This is a genomic window from Xanthomonas translucens pv. cerealis (assembly GCF_006838285.1).
Lineage (GTDB): Bacteria > Pseudomonadota > Gammaproteobacteria > Xanthomonadales > Xanthomonadaceae > Xanthomonas_A > Xanthomonas_A cerealis.
On sequence record NZ_CP038228.1, the window covers coordinates 1,050,426 to 1,070,258 of the forward strand.

The 19,833-nt window shown below is 68.4% G+C and carries 21 protein-coding genes; 11 read left to right on the forward strand and 10 right to left on the reverse strand.

The genetic code is table 11. The annotated features are described in order from the left end of the window. The first annotated feature begins 67 nt into the window (after nt 1–67). The 4 genes from E4A48_RS04610 to E4A48_RS04625 all read left to right on the forward strand — a co-directional run bounded on the left by E4A48_RS04610 (nt 68) and on the right by E4A48_RS04625 (nt 4,598). Nucleotides 68–1,228 carry an ABC transporter ATP-binding protein gene (locus E4A48_RS04610; RefSeq protein WP_003471208.1) on the forward strand — a complete coding sequence of 387 codons (1,161 nt, stop codon included), beginning with the start codon at nt 68–70 and terminating at the stop codon, nt 1,226–1,228. Further along, on the forward strand, nt 1,225–2,196 hold the full coding sequence (locus tag E4A48_RS04615; RefSeq protein ID WP_003471206.1) for an ABC transporter permease subunit: 972 nt from the start codon (nt 1,225–1,227) through the stop codon (nt 2,194–2,196). The genes E4A48_RS04610 and E4A48_RS04615 overlap by 4 nt, the downstream gene beginning before the upstream one ends. Next, the gene (locus tag E4A48_RS04620; protein ID WP_142741956.1) at nt 2,193–3,038 is read left to right on the forward strand and encodes an ABC transporter permease subunit; all 846 of its coding nucleotides are present in this window, start codon (nt 2,193–2,195) and stop codon (nt 3,036–3,038) included. Before E4A48_RS04615 ends, E4A48_RS04620 begins: the two co-directional genes overlap by 4 nt. 195 nt (nt 3,039–3,233) lie before the next feature. Then, entirely contained in the window at nt 3,234–4,598 is a 1,365-nt protein-coding gene (locus E4A48_RS04625) for an NAD-dependent succinate-semialdehyde dehydrogenase (protein WP_058196981.1), read from the forward strand. Nucleotides 4,599–4,721: 123 nt separating this feature from the next. Here E4A48_RS04625 and E4A48_RS04630 read toward each other — a convergent pair whose 3' ends face one another. From E4A48_RS04630 to E4A48_RS04665, 8 genes are all read right to left on the reverse strand, one after another. Next, nucleotides 4,722–5,714: a magnesium and cobalt transport protein CorA gene (locus E4A48_RS04630; protein ID WP_039005242.1), complete on the reverse strand. Its 993-nt coding sequence runs from the start codon at nt 5,712–5,714 to the stop codon at nt 4,722–4,724. A 25-nt stretch (nt 5,715–5,739) separates the two neighbouring features. Next, entirely contained in the window at nt 5,740–7,041 is a 1,302-nt protein-coding gene (locus E4A48_RS04635; RefSeq protein WP_409976359.1) for a lipoprotein N-acyltransferase Lnb domain-containing protein, read from the reverse strand. Then, nucleotides 7,041–7,922 carry an HlyC/CorC family transporter gene (locus E4A48_RS04640; protein WP_039005240.1) on the reverse strand — a complete coding sequence of 294 codons (882 nt, stop codon included), beginning with the start codon at nt 7,920–7,922 and terminating at the stop codon, nt 7,041–7,043. Before E4A48_RS04640 ends, E4A48_RS04635 begins: the two co-directional genes overlap by 1 nt. A 112-nt stretch (nt 7,923–8,034) precedes the next feature. Next, nucleotides 8,035–8,607, reverse strand: a complete 573-nt coding sequence (locus E4A48_RS04645) for a hypothetical protein (RefSeq protein ID WP_039005239.1) — start codon at nt 8,605–8,607, stop codon at nt 8,035–8,037. Nucleotides 8,608–8,704: 97 nt separating this feature from the next. Then, entirely contained in the window at nt 8,705–9,190 is a 486-nt protein-coding gene (gene ybeY, locus E4A48_RS04650; protein ID WP_039005237.1) for an rRNA maturation RNase YbeY, read from the reverse strand. Continuing rightward, entirely contained in the window at nt 9,187–10,173 is a 987-nt protein-coding gene (locus E4A48_RS04655) for a PhoH family protein (protein ID WP_039005236.1), read from the reverse strand. Before E4A48_RS04655 ends, ybeY begins: the two co-directional genes overlap by 4 nt. Before the next feature lie 119 nt (nt 10,174–10,292). Then, nucleotides 10,293–11,723 carry a tRNA (N6-isopentenyl adenosine(37)-C2)-methylthiotransferase MiaB gene (miaB, locus tag E4A48_RS04660; protein ID WP_058197091.1) on the reverse strand — a complete coding sequence of 477 codons (1,431 nt, stop codon included), beginning with the start codon at nt 11,721–11,723 and terminating at the stop codon, nt 10,293–10,295. 72 nt (nt 11,724–11,795) lie between these two features. Next, a complete protein-coding gene (locus E4A48_RS04665) occupies nt 11,796–12,419 on the reverse strand; it encodes a glutathione S-transferase family protein (RefSeq protein WP_039005234.1) in 624 nt (207 codons plus the stop codon). Between the two features lie 265 nt (nt 12,420–12,684). Here E4A48_RS04665 and E4A48_RS04670 point away from each other — a divergent pair, with 265 nt between their 5' ends. The 7 genes from E4A48_RS04670 (at nt 12,685) to E4A48_RS04695 (ending at nt 17,878) form a co-directional block, all read left to right on the forward strand. Next, nucleotides 12,685–13,644, forward strand: coding sequence for a lytic transglycosylase domain-containing protein (locus E4A48_RS04670; RefSeq protein ID WP_039005233.1), 960 nt, complete (start codon nt 12,685–12,687; stop codon nt 13,642–13,644). Between the two features lie 136 nt (nt 13,645–13,780). Beyond that, nucleotides 13,781–14,404, forward strand: coding sequence for a ubiquinol-cytochrome c reductase iron-sulfur subunit (petA, locus tag E4A48_RS04675; RefSeq protein ID WP_039005231.1), 624 nt, complete (start codon nt 13,781–13,783; stop codon nt 14,402–14,404). Nucleotides 14,405–14,407: 3 nt separating this feature from the next. Continuing rightward, nucleotides 14,408–15,670: a cytochrome b gene (locus E4A48_RS04680; protein WP_058195816.1), complete on the forward strand. Its 1,263-nt coding sequence runs from the start codon at nt 14,408–14,410 to the stop codon at nt 15,668–15,670. Nucleotides 15,671–15,674: 4 nt separating this feature from the next. Further along, entirely contained in the window at nt 15,675–15,815 is a 141-nt protein-coding gene (locus tag E4A48_RS20425; protein WP_185910794.1) for a hypothetical protein, read from the forward strand. Further along, entirely contained in the window at nt 15,812–16,558 is a 747-nt protein-coding gene (locus tag E4A48_RS04685) for a cytochrome c1 (protein WP_039005228.1), read from the forward strand. The genes E4A48_RS20425 and E4A48_RS04685 overlap by 4 nt, the downstream gene beginning before the upstream one ends. A gap of 170 nt (nt 16,559–16,728) precedes the next feature. Next, on the forward strand, nt 16,729–17,364 hold the full coding sequence (locus tag E4A48_RS04690; protein ID WP_009598113.1) for a glutathione S-transferase N-terminal domain-containing protein: 636 nt from the start codon (nt 16,729–16,731) through the stop codon (nt 17,362–17,364). 79 nt (nt 17,365–17,443) lie between these two features. Then, nucleotides 17,444–17,878: a ClpXP protease specificity-enhancing factor gene (locus E4A48_RS04695; RefSeq protein ID WP_039005225.1), complete on the forward strand. Its 435-nt coding sequence runs from the start codon at nt 17,444–17,446 to the stop codon at nt 17,876–17,878. A gap of 255 nt (nt 17,879–18,133) precedes the next feature. Here the strand turns inward: E4A48_RS04695 and E4A48_RS04700 are convergent, their stop codons facing one another. Beyond that, nucleotides 18,134–18,478: a DUF3301 domain-containing protein gene (locus tag E4A48_RS04700; RefSeq protein WP_039005224.1), complete on the reverse strand. Its 345-nt coding sequence runs from the start codon at nt 18,476–18,478 to the stop codon at nt 18,134–18,136. A gap of 280 nt (nt 18,479–18,758) precedes the next feature. Next, nucleotides 18,759–19,796, reverse strand: coding sequence for a DUF2272 domain-containing protein (locus E4A48_RS04705; RefSeq protein ID WP_142741957.1), 1,038 nt, complete (start codon nt 19,794–19,796; stop codon nt 18,759–18,761). Nucleotides 19,797–19,833: the final 37 nt, after the last annotated feature.

Here is a 19,833-nt window from a genome sequence, read left to right on the forward strand (position 1 = left end):
AATCGGCCGCGTAATCCCGGCAGCATCGGCGAACGCGCGCTGCGGTGTCTTCCACGGGGAGCAACAGATGGCGTTGAGCGCAGCGAGACCCGATCTTCCGCCGGCCGCGATCGCGGCCGCCGCGGCGCCGCCGGAAAAGGGCAGCGGTTACCTGTCCATCGCCGGCTTGCGCAAGGAATTCGATGGCTTCGTCGCGCTCGACGACGTCGATCTAGATATCCGCCAGGGCGAGATCTTCGCCCTGCTCGGCGGCTCGGGCAGCGGTAAGTCCACCCTGCTGCGCTGCCTGGGCGGGTTCGAACAACCCAGTCGCGGCCGCATCGTGCTCGATGGCCAGCCGCTGGACGATCTGCCGCCGTACGAGCGCCCGCTCAACATGATGTTCCAGTCCTACGCGCTGTTCCCGCACATGACCGTGGAGCAGAACATCGCCTTCGGCCTGAAGCAGGACGGGCTGTCGCGCGCGGCCATCGCCAGGCGCGTCGGCGAGATGCTGGAGCTGGTGCAACTGGGCAAGCTCGGCAAGCGCAAGCCGCACCAGCTCTCCGGCGGCCAGCAGCAGCGCGTGGCCTTGGCGCGCTCGCTGGCCAAGGGGCCGAAGCTGCTGCTGCTGGACGAGCCGATGGGCGCGCTGGACAAGAAGCTGCGCTCGCAGATGCAGCTGGAACTGGTCGGCATCATCGAAACCTCCGGAGTGACCTGCGTGATGGTCACCCACGACCAGGAGGAGGCGATGACCATGGCCACCCGCATCGCGCTGATGGACGCCGGCTGGATCCAGCAGGTCGGCACCCCGGACGAGATCTACGAGCAGCCGGCCAACCGCTTTGCCGCCGAGTTCATCGGCTCGGTCAATCTGATCGAGGCGGTCATCGACCAGGACCTGCCGGACTACGTGACCCTGCGCAGCGGCGCGTTCTCCGACAGCATCTACGTCGGTCACGGCATCACCGGCATCAGCGGGCAGCCGGTGTCGTTCGCGGTGCGCCCGGAGAAGCTGGGCATCGGCAAGGATGCGCCGGATCAGGCGCACAACAAGGCGCAGGGCACGATCGAGGACATCGCCTACTTCGGCAGCCATTCGGTCTACCACGTGCGCCTGCCCAGCGGGGTCAAGCTGATGGCCAACTTCGCCAACCGGCAGCGCTGGGCCAGCGACAACCTGACCTGGGGCGACGCGGTGTGGGTGTGGTGGGGCGACACCGACGGCGTGGTGCTGACCGCATGAGTGCGCCCGTCGCCGCCGCATCTGCTGCCGCGCAACCCGCGGCGTCACCGCGCACGCTGCTGCAGCGCCTGCGTCAGCGGCGCCTGCTCGGCGCGCGCTGGCTGGTGATCGCCGCACCGTATCTGTGGTTGCTGCTGTTCTTCGCGATCCCGTTCCTGATCGTGCTGCGCATCTCCTTCGCCGAACAGGCGATCAGCAGCCCGCCGTACAGCGCGCTGGTGGACTACAAGGACGGCGTGCTGACGCTGAAGTTCACCCTGCAGAACTACCTGGCGCTGGTGCGCGACAACCAGTACATCGAAGCCTACTGGGGCTCGATCAAGATCGCCGGGATCTCCACCCTGTTGACCTTGCTGATCGGCTATCCGATGGCCTACGTGATCGCGCGCCTGTCGCCGTCGGCGCGCAACATCGCGATGATGCTGGTGGTGCTGCCGTCGTGGACTTCGTTCCTGATCCGCGTCTACGCCTGGATCGGCATCCTCGACAGCAACGGCGTGCTCAACCGCACGCTGCTGGCGCTGGGCCTGATCGAGCAGCCGCTGCGCATCCTGTACACCCCGATCGCCGCCTACATCGGCATCGTCTACTGCTATCTGCCGTTCATGGTGCTGCCGCTGTACGCCACGCTGGTCAAGCAGGACCACCGCCTGCTGGAAGCCGCCTACGACCTGGGCGCGCGGCCATGGAAGGCGTTCGCGACCATCACCTTGCCGATGTCGCGCCCGGGCATCGTCGCCGGCTGCATGCTGGTGATGATCCCGGCGGTGGGCGAATTCGTGATCCCGGAAATGCTCGGCGGGCCGAACACGCTGATGATCGGCCGGGTGCTATGGGGCGAGTTCTTCAACAACCGCGACTGGCCGGCGGCCTCGGCGGTGGCGATCGCGATGCTGTTGCTGCTGATGGTGCCGATCCTGATCTTCAACCGCTACCAGCAGCGCCAGCTCGCCGGCGGCCTGGCATGAGCGCGCTGCGCGGCGGGCCGGTGCTGCGCTGGGCGGTGCTGGGCGGCGGCTTCGCCTTCCTGTACCTACCGATCCTGCTGCTGATGGTGTACTCGTTCAATTCTTCCAAGCTGGCCACGGTGTGGGCGGGGTTCTCGACCAAGTGGTACGGCGAACTGCTGCGCGACCGGCAGATCCTGCAGGCGGCGTGGATCAGCCTGAAGGTGGCGTTCTGGACCGCGACCGCATCGATGGTGATCGGCACGCTGGCGGCGATGGTGATGACCCGTTTCCGCCGCTTCCCCAGCAAGAGCCTGTTCGGCGCGCTGGTGACCGCGCCGCTGGTGATGCCGGAAGTGATCATCGGCCTGTCGATCATGATGATGCTGGTGTCGATGGGCGGGCTGATCGGCATCCCGCCCAAGGGCGTCACCGCGATCTGGGGCGCGCACGTCACCTTCACCCTGTCCTTCGTCACCGTGGTGGTGTCCTCGCGCCTGCAGGAACTGGACCGCTCGCTGGAAGAGGCGGCGATGGACCTGGGCGCGAACCGGCTCAAGGTGTTCTTCCTGATCACCTTGCCGATCATCGCCCCGGCGCTGGTGTCGGGCTGGCTGCTGGCCTTCACCCTGTCGCTGGACGACGTGGTGATCGCCAACTTCGTGGCCGGACCCAACTCGACCACGCTGCCGATGACGGTGTTTTCCTCGGTGCGGATGGGCTTGAAGCCGAAGATCAACGCGCTGGCCACGCTGATGGTGCTGGCGGTGTCGATCGCCGCCTTCGTCGGCTGGTGGCTGATGGCGCGCAGCGAGAAGCGCCGCCAGCGCGACATCCAGCTGGCGCTGCAGCAGGGCGGTTAGCGAGGCACTGCTTTTCTGTACGAGTGGTTTCAGCCGCGACAGGTATTGTCGGTAAGGCCGGTTGCGGCTGAAGCCGCTCCTACAGGGACTGCACTCGCCGCGGAACGCTGTGGTGCATCGCGTCGGCGCCATCGCCACGCCACCGCAACCTGTGCGGCGCTAGGCTGGGCAAACTTTTTCCAGGAGTCCGTCGCGATGCCTTACGACACCGTCAATCCCGCCACCGGCCAGGTCGACTACCGCCTGGAGCTGATGGATGCCGCCGCCATCGAGCAGCGCCTGGCTGCGTCCGCGCAGGCATTCCCGGCGTGGGCGCAAACGCAGCTGGCGCAGCGCGGCGCGCTGTTGCGGCAGGTCGGTGTGCAATTGCGCGCGCGCCGCGAGCAGATCCAGCGGCTGATGACCGCGGAGATGGGCAAGCTGCGCAATGAGGCGCTGGCCGAGATCGACAAGTGCGCCGACGCCTGCGATTACTACGCCGAACATGCGGCCGACTACCTGCGCGAGCAGCCGATCGCCACCGATGCGCAGCGCAGCTACGTGCGCTACGAGCCGCTGGGCTGCGTGCTGGCGGTGATGCCGTGGAATTTCCCGCTGTGGCAGGTGTTCCGCTTCCTGGCGCCGGCGCTGATGGCCGGCAACGTGGCGCTGCTCAAGCACGCCAGCAACGTGCCGCGCTGCGCCGATGCGATCCACGCCGCGCTGGCCGCCGCCGGCGTGCCTGACGGCGTGTTCGACGTGCTGCACATCGACAACGACCAGGCCGCCGCGGTGCTGCGCGACGCGCGCATCGCCGCGGTGACGCTGACCGGAAGCGAGCGCGCCGGCCGCTCGATCGCCGCCAATGCCGGCGACCAGCTGAAGAAATGCGTGATGGAGCTCGGCGGCAGCGATGCTTTCGTGGTGCTGGACGATGCCGATCTGGAACTCACGGTGGCGGCGGCGGTGAAGTCGCGCTTCGACAATGCCGGGCAGACCTGCATCGCAGCCAAGCGCTTCGTGGTGGTCGATGCCATCGCCGACGAATTCGTGCGCCGCTTCGTGGCCGCGGCCGCCGAGCGCCGGCTCGGCGATCCGCAGGACGCAGCGACCACGCTGGCGCCGATGGCGCGGCAGGACCTGCGCGACGAACTGCACAAGCAGGTACAGGCCAGCATCGCCAAGGGCGCCACGCCGCTGCTCGGCGGCGCGCCCGACACGTCCACCCACGCCGGCTACCCGGCCTCGATCCTGGACCACGTGGTACCTGGCATGCCGGCCTACGACGAAGAGCTGTTCGGCCCGGTCGCCGCGATCCTGCGTGTGGCCGACGAGGCCGAGGCGGTGCGCGTGGCCAACGACACCAGCTTCGGCCTGGGCGGCAGCGTGTGGAGCGCCGACCGCGCTCGCGGCGAGCGCGTCGCCCGCCAGTTGCAGTGCGGCGCGGCCTTCGTCAACGCCATCGTCAAGAGCGACGTACGCATGCCGTTCGGCGGCATCAAGCGCTCCGGCTTCGGCCGCGAACTGGCCGAGCACGGGATTCATGAGTTCATGAATATCAAGTCGGTGTATGTTGGGTGAGGCCGGGACCGGGGACCCGGAACGGCAAAAGCCAAGGCAAAAGCCGGTGGCTACCGCGTTACGCGCAGAGTTTCAGCGATCGCAATCCCCGCTTTTCCGGGTCCCGGGTCCCCGGTCCCGGCTTCAAAGCCACCTGGCCCGCTTGAACGCCACATACAGCCCCAGACACACCGCGGCCACGCCGCCGACCATCAGCGGGTAGGCCCAGGGCCATTCCAGTTCCGGCATCTGCTTGAAATTCATGCCGTACCAGCTGGTGATCAGGGTCGGTGCGGCCAGCAGCGCCGCCCAGGCGCCGAGGCGCTTGACCGTTTCGCCCTGGGCCAGGGTCACCAGCGACAGGTTCACGCTCAGCGCGGTGCCGAGCATCTCGCGCAAGGTGTCGATCGCTTCGTTGGTGCGCACCGCGTGGTCGAGCACGTCGCGCACGTAGAGCCGCACTTCGTCGGGGATCAGCGGGCCGGGGTTGCGCTTGAGGTGGGATAGCACGTCCTGCAGCGGCGCCACGCCCAGGCGCATCTGGTTGAGCTCGCGCTTGAGTTCGTACAGGCGGATCGCGGTGTCGCGCCGGTAGGCCTCGGCGAAGATGTCCTTCTCCAGGCGCTCCAGGCTTTGCCGGAATTCGTCCAGGATCGGCTGGTAGTTGTCCACGATGTAGTCCAGCACCGCGTACAGCGCGTAGGACGGGCCGAGCTGCATCAGCGCCGCCTCGCGCTCCAGCCGCTCGCGCACCGGCGCGTACGGCAGCGAGGCGCCGTGGCGCACGGTCAGCAGGAAGCGCGCGCCGAGGAAGGCGTGGGTCTCGCCGTAGACGATGCGTTCGTCGATCACCTGCGCGGTGTGCACGGCCAGGAACAGCGAATTGCCGTAGGCCTCGACCTTGGGCCGCTGGTGCGCCTTGCGCGTGTCCTCGATCGCCAGATCGTGCAGCTGGAATTCGTCCTGCAGCTGCTGCAGCACATGGTCGGCGGGTTCGTACATGCCGACCCAGACGAAGCCGTCGCCGCCGGCCAGCACGTCGCTGATCTGCTCCAGGGCGATGTCGTGGCGGCGGCCGTGGCCGTCGTAGTGCACGCAGTTGATGACGCAGGCGGGATTTGCGGGGATGGAGGCCATGGGCAGCAATGGTGTGCGGGCGGGATCAGCGCTGCAAGCGGCGCCGGGTGAACGCCCAGGCCAGTGCGGCGTGCACCGGCAGCAGCAGGGCGATCCACTGCAGGTTGAATTGCGGCTGCAGCATCGACAGCCAATGGATCAGTAAGGCCGCGCCGGCCAGGGCGACCACCAGCCACAGCACGATGCCGAACCAGCGTCCGGGCTGGCGGCCGCGCAGCTGCGCGATGGCGCCGTCGACCAGCAGCAGGCACAGCGGGTCGAGCAGCAGCAGGTTGCGATTGGCCCAGGCCGCACGGTGGTCGCTGCAGCCCCACAGGTACAGCAGCACGCCGCCGCCGAGCGCGCACAGCAGCCAGAACGGCAGCGCCAGCGCCGCCAGCCAGCGCGGCCGCCGTGCCAGCGCGATCACGCCGGTGGCGACCAGCAGCCCGGCCAGCAGCCATGGCCACCAGTGCCGCGCCTGTTCGGTCGGTTCCGGCGCCAGCCGCTGCAGCAGCACCCGCTGGCGCGTCTGTACCAGCGGGCGCCCGGCGCGGTTGCGCACTTCGCCCAGGCTCTCGGCCAGGCGCATCGGCACGAACGCCTCTTCCCAGCGCGACAGCGGCTTGTCGGCGAACGGCCCCAGGCCCAGGTCGAAGCCCAGCCACATCCACGGCGCCGGCGAGGCCAGGCGCACCGATTCGCTGCGGTAGGTGTTGCCGCGAGAACGCCCGGACAGCTGCGCGTGCAGCGTGCCGCCCAGCGCCCGGTCCAGCGCATCGCGGACCATCGTGGCGCAGTTGGCGGTGTAGTAGTCGTAGCGGTAGCGCGCGTTTTCCGGCCGCGCGCGCCAGGCCAGCGCCTGCTGCAGCGCGCGCGCCTGCGCCGGTTCCATGTCCAGCCACTGGATGTCCATGCCGCGGCCGGCGTCGCGGTACTGCGCCATGTCCTCCTGCAACGGCAGCGCGACCAGGTAATACCGCATGTCGCCGGCGGCGAAGCGGCTCACGAAGTCCGGTTCGCCGGGATCGAAGAAACCGAAGTTGTACGACGTAGCCTGTCCGCTGCGCGGATCCATCACCACGATCGCATCGTGGCCGAAGCGCTCGAAGAACACCTCGCCCGGCTGCATCGTGGCCACGCCGATGCGTGGCGCCGGTGCCGACGCGTCGCCGCCGGGCGGACCGGCGACGGGCGCCGCGGCGGCCGCGGGCGCCAGCGCGGGCGGTGCGGCCAGGTCCGCGGCGCCGGCCTGCGCGAACGCCAGCGCCGCGCAGCCGGTCAGCAGCGTACCCAGCAGCCAGTGCGGCCAGCCGCGTGCCGGCCCGCGCGACAGCGCACGCGCCATCAAGCGTCTTCCTGCGGGTCGGGCGGCAGGATGGTGACATGGAAGGCCTGCACCCGGCGCGCGTCGGCGCGCGCCACGCGGAACGCGAAGCGCCCCAGGGTCAGCTCCTCGCCGGTTTCCGGCAGGTGGCCGATGGCCTCGGTGACCAGGCCGCCGACGGTGTCGTAGTCGTCGTCGGAGAAGTCGGCGCCGAAGCGTTCGTTGAAATCCTCGATCGGGGTCAGCGCATCGACCACGTACTGGCCGTCGGCCTGCGCGGCGATCAGCGAGGCTTCGTCCTCGGCGTCGTCGTGCTCGTCGTCGATCTCGCCGACGATCTGCTCCAGCACGTCCTCGATGGTGACCAGCCCGGCGACGCCGCCGTACTCGTCCACCACGATCGCCATATGGTTGCGCGAGAGCCGGAACTCCTTGAGCAGCACGTTGAGCTTCTTCGACTCGGGGATCAGCACCGCCGGGCGCAGCAGTTCGCGCACCGTGCCGGGACCGTGGTCGGCGACCACGCCGCGCAGCAGGTCCTTGGCCAGCAGGATGCCAAGGATGTCGTCCTTGTTGTCGCCGTGCACCGGGAAACGCGAGTGGCCGGATTCGACCACCTGCTGCATCAGGTCGAGAAAGCGCGATTCGGCCGACAGCGACACCATCTGCGAACGCGAGACCATCACATCGCCGACGGTGAGTTCGGACACCGACAGCGCGCCTTCCATCATGCGCAAGGTGTCGGCGGCGATCAGCCCGTCGTGCTGGGCGTCGCGCAGCACCTCGACCAGGTCGTCGCGGGTGTGCGGGTCGCTGGAGAAGACCGAACTCAGCCGTTCCAGCCAGCCGCGGCGTTTTTCGTGGGTTTCCGGAGCGGAGCTACTAGAGTCGTCTTCTGACATGTTCTGTGGATACGGCACCCGGTCTGCCGGGCGATGGGCGCAAGTCTAGCAGGGCCAATGGAACAGAGCCGCGACGCCGGCGGCGCTCGCGGCGGTGGGCGTGGGGACGGATTCAGCCGCCGCTGGCGGGCACGTGCAGCGGGTCCGGCGCCGGCGCGGCGGACGGATCCTCCGGCAGGTCCAGGCTGTAGCTGCATCCGGCCAGGGTCTTGCCCGGATGCGACTGCACCGTGGACAGGCTGAGGATGATCGATTCGATCATCGGTTCGCCGGTCTTCGGGTCGGTCACGTCGCGGCTGACCACTTCGCGGCCGAACATGGCTTTCTGCGGTGTATCCACCGCCGCCTCCAGCTGCAACTGCTTGGCCAGCGGGCGCGGATCGGCAAGGTCCAGAATCGCCATCACGCTGGCGCCGGCCACGCCGATGCGCGTGGTGCTGTGGCCGAACACCTGGATCGGCTGCAGCAGTTCGTATTCGCTCATGAACAGGTTGGATTGCGGCAGCGGCCGCCAGCCCTGTGCCACCGCTTTCAGCGGATCGGCCAGCAACGGCCCCAGCGCGGCGAAGTCGGCCACGCCCTGGCGGCATTCGAGCAGCGCCGGCAGGTCGATGGTGGGGGCGGGTGCGGCCGCCGCGGGCGGTGCGGCCGCGAGCGCGAGCAGAAGCAACGATGGACGGATCAACGCGCTGCACCTCGGGTCGGAGAGCGGAGTGGCGCGGCGCGGCGGCCGCGAGGCAACGGTAGCGCCCGCGCCAGCGCTTGACCAGCCATCGCCAGCCTCAGCGTTCCCCGGCGTAGGGGTCGCCCACGCCCAGGTCGGCCAGGATCTCGCGCTCCAGCTGCTCCATCGCGTCGGCCTCCTTGTCGTCCTCGTGGTCCCAGCCAAGCAGGTGCAGCACGCCGTGCACGGTCAGGTGCGCGTAGTGGGCATTGAGCGGCTTGCCCTGTTCGGCGGCCTCGCGCGCCACTACCGGCGCGCAGATCACCAGGTCGCCGAGCAGCGGCAGCTTGACGCCCTTGGGCAGGCCTTCGGGCAACTCGGCGGGGAAGCTGAGCACGTTGGTGGCGTAGTCCTTGCCGCGGTAGTGGTGGTTGAGCGCGCGGCCTTCCTTGGCGTCGACCAGGCGGATCGCCAGGTCGGCTTCGCGGATGCGGCCCTTCAGCGCGGCGGCCACCCATTTGCGGAAGCTCGCCGCCGCCGGCAGCCCGGCGCGGGGCAGGGCGTAGCTGACGCCGACATCGAGGCGAACCGGACCTTTGGTCATGGCGCCGGCCCGGTCGTCTTGTCGATGATGTCGCGCTTTTCGTAGGCGGTGACGATGCGCGCCACCAGCGGATGCCGCACCACGTCGCGCGCCTCGAAGAAGGTGAAGCTGACGCCTTCGACCTCGTGCAGCACCTCGATCGCGTCGCGCAGGCCGGACTTGACGTGCTTGGGCAGGTCGATCTGGGTCAGGTCGCCGGTGACCACCGCGGTGGAGCCGAAGCCGAGCCGGGTCAGGAACATCTTCATCTGTTCGATGGTGGTGTTCTGCGCCTCGTCCAGGATCACGTAGGCGTCGTTGAGCGTGCGTCCGCGCATGTAGGCCAGCGGTGCGATCTCGATGACGTTCTTCTCCAGCAGCTTGATCACCTTCTCTACGCCGAGCATCTCGTACAGCGCGTCGTACAGCGGGCGCAGGTAGGGATCGACCTTCTGGCTCAGGTCGCCGGGCAGGAAGCCGAGCTTCTCGCCGGCTTCCACCGCCGGGCGCACCAGGATCAGCCGCTGCACGCGCGATTCGTTCAGCGCCTCGACCGCGCTGGCCACCGCCAGGAAGGTCTTGCCGGTGCCGGCCGGGCCGATGCCGAAGTTGATGTCATGGCTGGCGATCTGGTGCAGGTACCTGGCCTGGTTGGCGCCGCGGCCGCGCACGGTGCCGCGCTTGACCTTGATCGCCACGTCCTGCGGCGCGTAGGCGCGCTCGGCGACCAGATCGACATTGGCCTGGTTGAGCCGCAGGTGGATGGCCTGGTCGTCGAACACGACGCTGTCCGACTCGGCGTACAGGGCCTGCAGCACGGTCTCGGCGGCGGCGACCGCGGTGGCCGGGCCGGTCACCCGGTACACGTTGCCGCGGTTGGAGATCTCCACGCCCAGGCGCAGTTCGATCTGCCGCAGGTGCGCGTCGAACGGCCCGGCCAGGTTGGCCAGGCGTTCGCTGTCGGCGGGGTCCAGGGTGAAATCGCGTTGCGCGGGTAGGCTCATTCGGTGCGGACGCGGCGCGCGCGTGGCGTGGCCGGGAGTCGTTCAGGACTGGGGATGGAAGCGTAGCGCGCGTGGCAGTGAAGGGCCAGTCGGCGCGGGCCGCTGCCTGCCCGCGGCGCTCAGGCGTCGGCGGCGACCACGCGCCCGCGCAAGGAATTGCTCAGCGCCTCGGTGATCGCCACCGCGACGAACTGGCCGACCAGGCGCGGATGCCCGGGGAAGTTCACCGCGCGCATGTTCTCGGTCTTGCCGGTCAGTTCGGCCGGGTTCTTCTTCGACGGGCCTTCGACCAGCACCGTCTGCACGCTGCCGACCATGGCGCGCGAGAGTTGCAGCGAATGCGCGTTGATGTGCGCCTGCAGCCGCGCCAGCCGCGCGTGCTTGACCGCGTCGGGGGTGCTGTCTTCCAGATCGGCAGCCGGCGTGCCCGGGCGGCGCGAGTAGATGAAGGAGAAGCTCTGGTCGAAGCCCACGTCCTCGATCAGCTGCATGGTCTTGTCGAAGTCGGCGTCGGTCTCGCCGGGGAAGCCGACGATGAAGTCCGAGCTGATCGAGATGTCCGGGCGCACCGCGCGCAGCTTGCGGATCTTCTGCTTGAATTCCAGCGCGGTATAGCCGCGCTTCATCGCGCTGAGGACGCGGTCGCTGCCGGCCTGCACCGGCAGATGCAGGTAGTTGGCCAGCTGCGGCACGTCGCGGTAGGCGTCCACCAGCGAATCGCTGAACTCCAGCGGATGCGAGGTGGTGAAGCGGATGCGGCCGATGCCGTCGATCTGCGCGATGCTGCGGATCAGCAGGCCCAGGTCGGCGTACTGCGGCTCCTCGCCGGCCTCGGCGTCGGCGTAGGGCCCGCGGTAGGCGTTGACGTTCTGGCCGAGCAGGTTGATCTCGCGTACGCCCTGCGCGGCCAGCTGCGCCACTTCCACCAGCACGTCCTCGAATGGCCGGCTGATCTCCTCGCCGCGGGTGTAGGGCACCACGCAGAACGAGCAGTACTTGGAGCAGCCCTCCATGATCGACACGAACGCGGACGGGCCTTCGGCGCGCGGCTCCGGCAGGCGGTCGAACTTCTCGACCTCGGGGAAGCTGATGTCCACCTGCGACTTGCCCGATGCGCGCCGCGCGCGGATCAGTTCCGGTAGCCGGTGCAGCGTCTGCGGGCCGAACACCAGGTCCACGTAGGGTGCGCGCTTGACGATCGCCTCGCCCTCCTGCGACGCCACGCAGCCGCCGACGCCGATGATCACCGGCCTGCCGCCGGCCTTCAGCCTGCTCTCCTTGAGCAAGCGCCAGCGGCCGAGCTGGCTGAACACCTTCTCCTGCGCCTTCTCGCGGATCGAGCACGTATTGACCAGCACCACGTCGGCGTCTTCGGGGTTGTCGGTCAGCTCCAGGCCTTCGGCGGCGGCGAGCACGTCGGCCATCTTGGCCGAGTCGTACTCGTTCATCTGGCAACCGTGGGTCTTGATGTACAGCTTGCCGCGGACCGCGGGCGCGGCAGCGGCCGCGGTGTCGGCGGAGGGCAGGGGATGCAGGGCGTTCCCGGTCATGGCGCTTAATCCAGGCGGGTGGCTGAGGAGAGCCGGCTAGTCTACCTGGGCCGGCCGCGCCGCGCAGGCGGCTCAGGCCTCGGCGGCCGCGTCGATCGCCTGCGCGCGCTGCACCGCCGGCCGCGCCGCCATGCGTTCGACGTAGGCGCGGGTTGGCGCCGGCGGGTCGACCAGGCCGAAGCCGATCATCCAGCCCAGCGCGCTGCCCCACAGCACGTCGGCGGCGGTGCAGCGGTCGCCGAGCAGGTAGTCGCCGCGCGCCAGTTGGTCATCGACCACGCCCATCACCGTGTCGCAGTCGGCGTATGGCGACATCGCCCGCGGCGGCGCCTCGCGCTTGAGCGCGCGGTCGATCACCGCCGGCTCGAACGCCGAACCGTAGAACGCCAGCCAGCGCAGGTAGGGGCCGCGGCGCGGATCGCCCATCGCCGGGGCCAGCCCGGCTTCCGGGTACAGATCGGCCAGGTATTGGTAGATCGCCACCTGTTCGGTGACCACCGCGCCGGCGTGGTCGATCGCTGGCACCTTGCCCATCGGGTTGATCGCCAGGTACTCCGGCTCCAGCTGCGCGCCGCTGGCGAAGTCGATGCGTTCCAGCGCGTAGTCCGCGCCCAGTTCCTCGAGCAGGATCAGTACGCCTTTGGAGCGCGATTTGGGGTTGTGGTACAGGGTCACATGGCGGTCGGCGATGGGCATGGCGGCTCTCCTCGGTGATCGAGCGCCCATGCTAGGCGCTATTGCGGACGGAGTCTGTCCGCAATTCCGTGCGTCATGGCGTCCCCTGTCTCACGCACCTTGCGCCTGGTCGGCCTGCTGCCGATCCGCCGGGTCTGGGCGGCGGCCGGCCACGCCTGAATGAGCCGGCAGGCGCCAGGCGGATCGGGCGGCGAAACGCGCGGCCGGTCGCGCTGCCGCCGCCGCGCACTTGGCAAGCGCCAGCGAAGTTGGGACACTCGCGGTCATGAAGGGGATGGCGGGGCTTGTGGGGCTGGCAATCGCGACGCTGTCGGTCATGCCGGCCAGCGCGGGTACCCTATACAAATGCATCAGCGGCGACGGCGTGCCCAGCTACGGCGGCAAGCGCGTGGCCGGGGCCAACTGCAGCGTGGTCGGTCGCTATGTGCCCGAACGCCGCGCCGCGCGCGCAGCGCCGGCGCTTGCTTCCGTTTCGGCCGAGCGCACGCCCAGCCGCGGGGTCATCGCCCTGGCCGCGGCGCAGTCAGGCGCCCCGACCACGATCATCAGTCGTCCCCCGGTCGCGGCCCCGGCGCCGGTCGCGGCCAGCGTGGCGCCGACGCGCGTGGCGCCCGTGCCTGCCATGGCCGGCACCGCGCCGCGGCGGGTGGTCAGCGGCCAGGTCTACTCCTATATGAAGGACGGCGTGCGCCACTACACCAGCGCGCGGCCGACTCAGGTCGCCAGCCTCGGCACGGTGCGCACCATCCACTACAGCTTCATCGAGACCTGCTACGCCTGCGCCAACCCCGGCCTGAACTTCGGTGCGGTGCGGCTGAACACCACCGCCTACCAGAGCGAGATCGCCGCCGCCGCGCGCGAGTACGGGGTCGACGAGGCGGTGGTGCGCGCGATCATCCATGCCGAATCGGCGTACAACCCGATGGCGCTGAGCCGCGCCGGCGCGCAGGGCCTGATGCAACTGATGCCGCCGACCGCGCGCCGCTTCGGGGTCAGCGATGCGTTCGATGCGTCGCAGAACATCCGCGGCGGCGTGCAGTACCTGGCCTGGCTGCTGAAACGCTTCAACGGCAACGTGAGCCTGGCCGCCGCCGGCTACAACGCCGGCGAAGGCGCGGTAGATAAACACGGTGGGGTGCCGCCTTACAGCGAGACCCAGCGCTACGTGCAGCGCGTGGGCGTGCTCGCCGACCGCTATCGCGGCGTGCTGGCGACGGCGCATTGAGCATTCTGGTTGCCGTCGCACCAATGCATTGTCTGTGCGTTAAGGGTTCCGCTACACTGCAGTGGATTTTATGCGGCTCGACCCCCACCGAGCCGCTGGCAGCCTCACGCTACCCAATCAAAAATCGGAGTGCCGGATGGCCAACGATGGGGTCAACGATTCTGTTAATGCAGGACGCCGCCGCTTTCTCACTGCCACCACGGCCGTGGTGGGCGCGGTGGGTGCGGGTTTCGTCGCGGTTCCTTTCATCAAGTCATGGAACCCCAGCGCCAAGGCCAAACTGGCCGGTGCGCCGGTCACCGCCGACATCAGCGCGTTACAGGAAGGCCAGCGCCTGATCATGGAGTGGCGCGGTCAGCCGATCTGGATCGTCAAGCGCTCCAAGGCGATCCTGGACGCGCTGCAGACGCTGGACGGGCGGCTCAAGGACCCCAAGTCCGAGGTCACCGACCAGCAGCCGGCCTATATCAAGGGCGAGGGACGTTCGATCAAGCCCGACATCTCGGTGCTGGTCGGGCTGTGCACGCATCTGGGCTGTTCGCCGGAGATGGTCGCCGAGATCCGCCCCGAACCCTACGATCCGGAGTGGAAGGGCGGCTATTTCTGCCCCTGCCACAAGTCGCGCTTCGACATGGCCGGCCGCGTGTTCCAGGGCGTGCCTGCGCCGATCAACCTGCTGGTTCCCCCGCATCACTACCAGGACGACAACACGCTGATCATCGGCGTCGATCCAAGTTCGTCCGTGAAGGGGGCAGCGTAAGCCATGGCCGACAATCTCCTCACCCGCACCGCGGGCAACGTGTTCGACTGGGTCAACGAACGCGCGCCGGGGCTGATGCCGTTCTACCGCAAGCACGTCGGCGAGTACTACGCGCCGAAGAACTTCAACCTCTGGTACTACTTCGGTTCGTTGGCGATGGTGGTGCTGGTCAACCAGATCGTCACTGGCATCTTCCTGACGATGCACTACAAGACCAGCGCGGCCGAGGCGTTCAACTCGGTCGAATACATCATGCGCGACGTGGAGTGGGGCTGGCTGATCCGCTACATGCACTCCACCGGCGCCTCGCTGTTCTTCATCGTGGTGTACCTGCACATGTTCCGCGGCCTGCTCTATGGCAGCTACAAGAAGCCGCGCGAGCTGGTTTGGATCCTCGGCATGCTGATCTACCTGGTGTTGATGGCCGAGGCGTTCATGGGCTACGTGCTGCCGTGGGGGCAGATGTCGTTCTGGGGCGCGAAGGTGATCATCTCGCTGTTCGGCGCGATCCCGGTGATCGGCAACGGCCTGACCGAGTGGATCATGGGCGACTACCTGCCGTCCGACGCCACCCTCAACCGCTTCTTCGCGCTGCACGTGATCGCGCTGCCACTGGTGCTGTTGCTGCTGGTGGTGCTGCACCTGGGCGCGTTGCACGAAGTCGGCTCCAACAACCCCGACGGCGTGGAGATCAAGAAGGGGCCTAAGGGCAACCGCTGGGATCCGAACAAGCCGGCCGACGGCATTCCGTTCCACCCGTACTACACGGTCAAGGACCTGGTCGGGGTCGGCTTCCTGCTGCTGATCGGCGCCTTCATCATCTTCTTCGTGCCCGCGTTCGGCGGCCTGTTCCTGGAGCACGACAACTTCACCGAGGCCAACCGCCTGGTTACACCCGAGCACATCAAGCCGGTGTGGTACTACACGCCGTACTACGCGATGTTGCGGGTGGTGCCGAACAAGCTCGGCGGCGTGCTGGTGATGTTCTCGGCGATCGCGATCCTGTTCCTGGTGCCATGGCTGGACCGCGCCAAGGTCAAGTCGATCCGCTACCGCGGCTGGATCTCCAAGGCGATGCTGGGCGTGCTGGCGGTATGCTTCGTGTGGCTCGGGGTGATCGGCTCCGGTCCCGGCACCGATGCCAGCGAGACCATCATCGGGCGTGTGCTGACCGTGCTGTACTTCGGGTTCTTCCTGAGCATGCCGGTCTGGACTACGTTGGACCGGACCAAGCCGGTGCCGGAGCGGGTGACCACCCATGACTAAGCCCGTGATTGCCGTGCTGGCCTGCTTCGCGAGCGTCTCGTTGTTGTCCGCCATGAGCTACCTGCTGCCGTTGGGTCGGATCGTGTTCCGGGGCCGGCAGGCGCTCGGTGCCTTGTTCGGTGCGATGGCGGAGGGATCCCTATGAGCAAGCGCCTGCTGTCCGTTGTGGCTTGCTTCGCCTCCGCCCTGTTGTTGTCCGCCTCGGCGCTGGCCGCCGAGGGCGGCGCCACCCAGCAGGCCGGCAACGACCTCGGCGACCGCGCCTCGCTGCAGCGCGGCGCCAAGCTGTTCATGAACTACTGCTCCGGCTGCCATTCGCTGAAATACCTGCGTTATTCGCGCATGGCCGAGGATCTGGGCCTGAGCGAGGACGAGGTGATGGCCAACCTCAATTTCACTGGCGCCAAGGTCGGCGAGCACATCGAGGCGGCGATGCCGCACGATGCGGCGACCAAGTGGTTCGGCAAGGCCCCGCCTGACCTGAGCCTGATCGCGCGCGTGCGCGGCACCGACTGGGTCTATACCTACCTCAAGTCGTTCTACCTGGACCAGTCGCGCCCGTTGGGCTGGAACAACACGCTGTTCGCCAACGCCTCAATGCCCAATCCGTTGTGGGAACTGCAAGGCCTGCAGCAGCCGATCTACGGCAGGGCCGAGCAGCCAGGCGTGGACAAGCCGGTGGAACGGCTGCAGCTGGCCTCGCCGGGCAGGGAAACGCCGGCGCAGTTCGACCAGACGGTCCGCGACATCAGCAATTTCCTCGAGTATGCCGGCGAACCGGCGGCGCTGAAGCGGCAGCGCCTGGGCGTGTGGGTGGTGCTGTTCCTGGCGCTGCTGACCTTCCTCGCCTATCTGCTGAAGAAGGAATACTGGAAGGACGTGCATTGAGCGTCGGCCATGCGGCCAACGCATTGGCTGCATCGTTGCTGACCCGATCCGCTGTTCATCCTATTGGCTTTTGCGAGCCAGGGTTGCACACTCGGGGACCGTGATGACCGTCAGCAGGGTGCTGGCGGCGTCGATGCGGCCGGCGGATTCCGGTCGTCGGAGAGCCTTGAATGGCGGCGAGTGTGCGTATGCGAAATACCTTGACGTTGTTTTCTTCCACAGATGATGTTTTGTGCCATCGCGTGCGTCTGGTGCTCGCCGCAAAGGGCGTGACCTACGATTTCGTGGCGGTGGATCCGCAGAATCCTCCGGAAGACCTGATCGATCTCAACCCCTACCACTCAGTGCCGACCTTGGTGGAGCGCGAGCTGGTGCTGTACGCCGCCTCCGTGGTCAGCGAATACCTGGACGAGCGCTATCCGCATCCGCCGTTGATGCCGGTCGACCCGTTGTCGCGCGCGCGCCTGCGCCTGGCCATGCTGCGCATCGAGCACGACTGGGTGCCGCAGGTGCAGGCGATCCAGCTCGGCAACAAGGCCCAGGCCGAGGCCGGGCGCAAGCGGCTCAAGGAGCTGCTGACCGCCTCGGTGCCGTTGTTCAAGGCCAGCAAGTTCTTCCTCAACCCGGAAATGAGCCTGGCCGATTGCGCGATGGCGCCGATCATCTGGCGCCTGCAGGCGCTGGACATTCCGCTGCCCAAGGACGGCAAGGCGATCGAGGACTACGGCAACCGCATCTTCCGCAATCCCGGTTTCATCCGCAGCCTGACGGATCAGGAAAAGAAGCTGCGCGACCTGCCGGCCTGATGCTCCGGCCGCGCGTGGCGCATCCGATATTTCCCGAGTTGCGTCGGCGCCTTCGCGTGCCGGCGCGTAGAATTGGCGCATGACCGACGATATTTCCCGCATGACCAGCCATCGCCCGTACCTGTTGCGGGCGCTGGTGGAGTGGATCAACGACAACGGCATGACCCCGCACATCCTGGTGGATGCGGGCCTGCCACACGTGCAGGTGCCGCCGAGCGCGGTCAAGGACGGCCGGGTGGTGCTCAACATCGCCGAACGCGCAGTGGTGCGGCTGCAGATCGACAACGATGGGGTCAGCTTCACCGCGCGCTTCGGCGGCGTCAGCTATCCGGTGCAGGTGCCGATGGCGGCCGTGCTGGCGGTGTATGCGCGCGAGACCGGGCAGGGCATGGCGCTGCCGGACGATATCCACGGCGCTGGCGAGCCGCCGGGCGACGACACCCCGCCGCCGCGGCCCAGCGGTTCCGACGATAGTGTCGGCGGCAAGCGTCCGCATCTGCGCGTGGTGAAGTAACGACGACGTCGGGTCCGCGCAGGCGCGGATGTGGCCGCGGCGATCGTCCGATCCGCTGCCGGCATCGAGACCCGGCGCAGCGCGCGCATCTTTAGGCGTTGCGCACCATTGTCCACGGTTCCCGCGCGCCAACGCCAGGACGGAGTTAGTCCCTGCAGGAGCGCCTGCAGGCGCGACCGATATGCATGCAAAACATCTTGTCTGCGCAGCGCGCGCCCTTGCGGGGCGCGTCTTCGCGAACGGCCAGGCGGCGTCTCATTCGTGCGGCGCACGTCCTTCGTGCAGCGCCGTCACCGTGGCCACCGATGGGCCGGTGAAGGCGATCAGCTGATCGCCGAGCAGCACCAGGCGGCCGCTGTGGCGATCGATGCCATCGTAGGAATAATCGAAGCGGAAGGTCCGCTCGAAGCCGAGCCAGCCGTTGGGCAGGCGTCGCAGGCGCAGGCCGGTGCCGTGCACGCTCTGGTCCAGCCACTGCACATCGGCGGCCTTGCAGGCATTGCGGCCGAGACTCTCGGCGCGTTCGGCGGCGGCGCGCGACGCGTTCCAGAACGCGAACACCGCGGCGCCGGCAATCATCCACAGGATCAGGCTAGGCATGCGTCACTGTAGCGAGGCGCGGGGTGGGGCGGCAATGCTTGGTTGGGGACTCGGGACTCGGGACTCGGGACTCGGGACTCGGGACTCGGGACTCGGGACTCGAAGCCGGGGCCGGGATTCGAAGAGGCGCGGATTGCGAGCGGGAGTGTGCGTGTACGGCTCATGGCCTTTTGTGGGAGCGACTTCAGTCGTGACGGGCCTCACCGATTGAGCCCACTGCGACCGATGGCCCGAGGCAAGCCGGCATGGATGCTGAAGGTCGCAAGCAGTCGATAAGACGCTATCGCCCCGGCAGCGGTTCGGTCGCTTGCGGTTGCTGCACGGGTGTCGCCGTTGCCGCCATCGGCGCAGCGGCCGGCAGCGCGGACGGATCCACGGCGGGAACCACACCCTGCAGCGCCAGCGGCCGCAGCTGCGCCTGCGGTTGCAACTGCAGCAGCGCCGCCCAATCCTGGCGATTGAAGTCGCACAGTTCCTCCCGGCCGGGCGTACACTCCAGGCCGGCGCCGTCGTCGCCGACCTGGTCCTGCGCCAGTGGTGCCTCCAGTTGTAGGCGGCCGGCGCGGTCCAGCGGCAACTTGCGCATGGTCACCGCGTTGAGCACGTTGCCGCCGATCAGGTACAACGTGTGGTCGCCGCCGACGTTGGCCGCGACCACGATGTCGCAATGCGACTCCCACGGCAGCGCGCCGCCGCGCGCCAGCGCCTCGCGCAGCCCGGCCGCGCCCAGCGGCTGCTTGCGCCCGCGCAGGAAGCACAGCAGGTCGCCCGGCGCCGGCTTGGGTTGCTGCGGGTCGGCATAGCGGTAGGGCAGGCCGTCGCTACCGGCCTGGTAGGCGGCGCGGATGTAGTCGATGTGCCGCACCGAGGAATGGAAGCCATCGACCCCGGCGCGCACCATCACCCAGGACACGAACGCCGCCGACCACGGGTTGTCGACCAGGAACGCACGGCAGTCCGCCTGCCGGTAGCGCGAGCCGTCCAGCTGCTGGCAGCTGCTGGCGCCGTCGCTGCCGCCCATCGCGCCCAACGTACCGCTGTCGCGCCAATACGCGGCCACGCGCTGCCAGGCCTCGATGCCGTGATCGGCCAGATAACTGCGCTCGGCCTCTGTCACGCGCAGGCCGGCGAGCCGGCCGTTGCTATCGATGAACGGCCGCCACCACAGCCGGTGCTCGTTGCAGGCGGTGTGCACGATGGCCACCGCGGCCGGGCTCAGGCCGAAGCGCGGCGGCAGATCGCACACCTCCGCGGCGGCCGCGCGGCCGGCGGGAAACAGGGCGGCGGCACACAACAACGCGAACCAGTGGCGGGCCATCGGCGAACTCGGGGAATAGGAATGTGCGCAGCGTCGC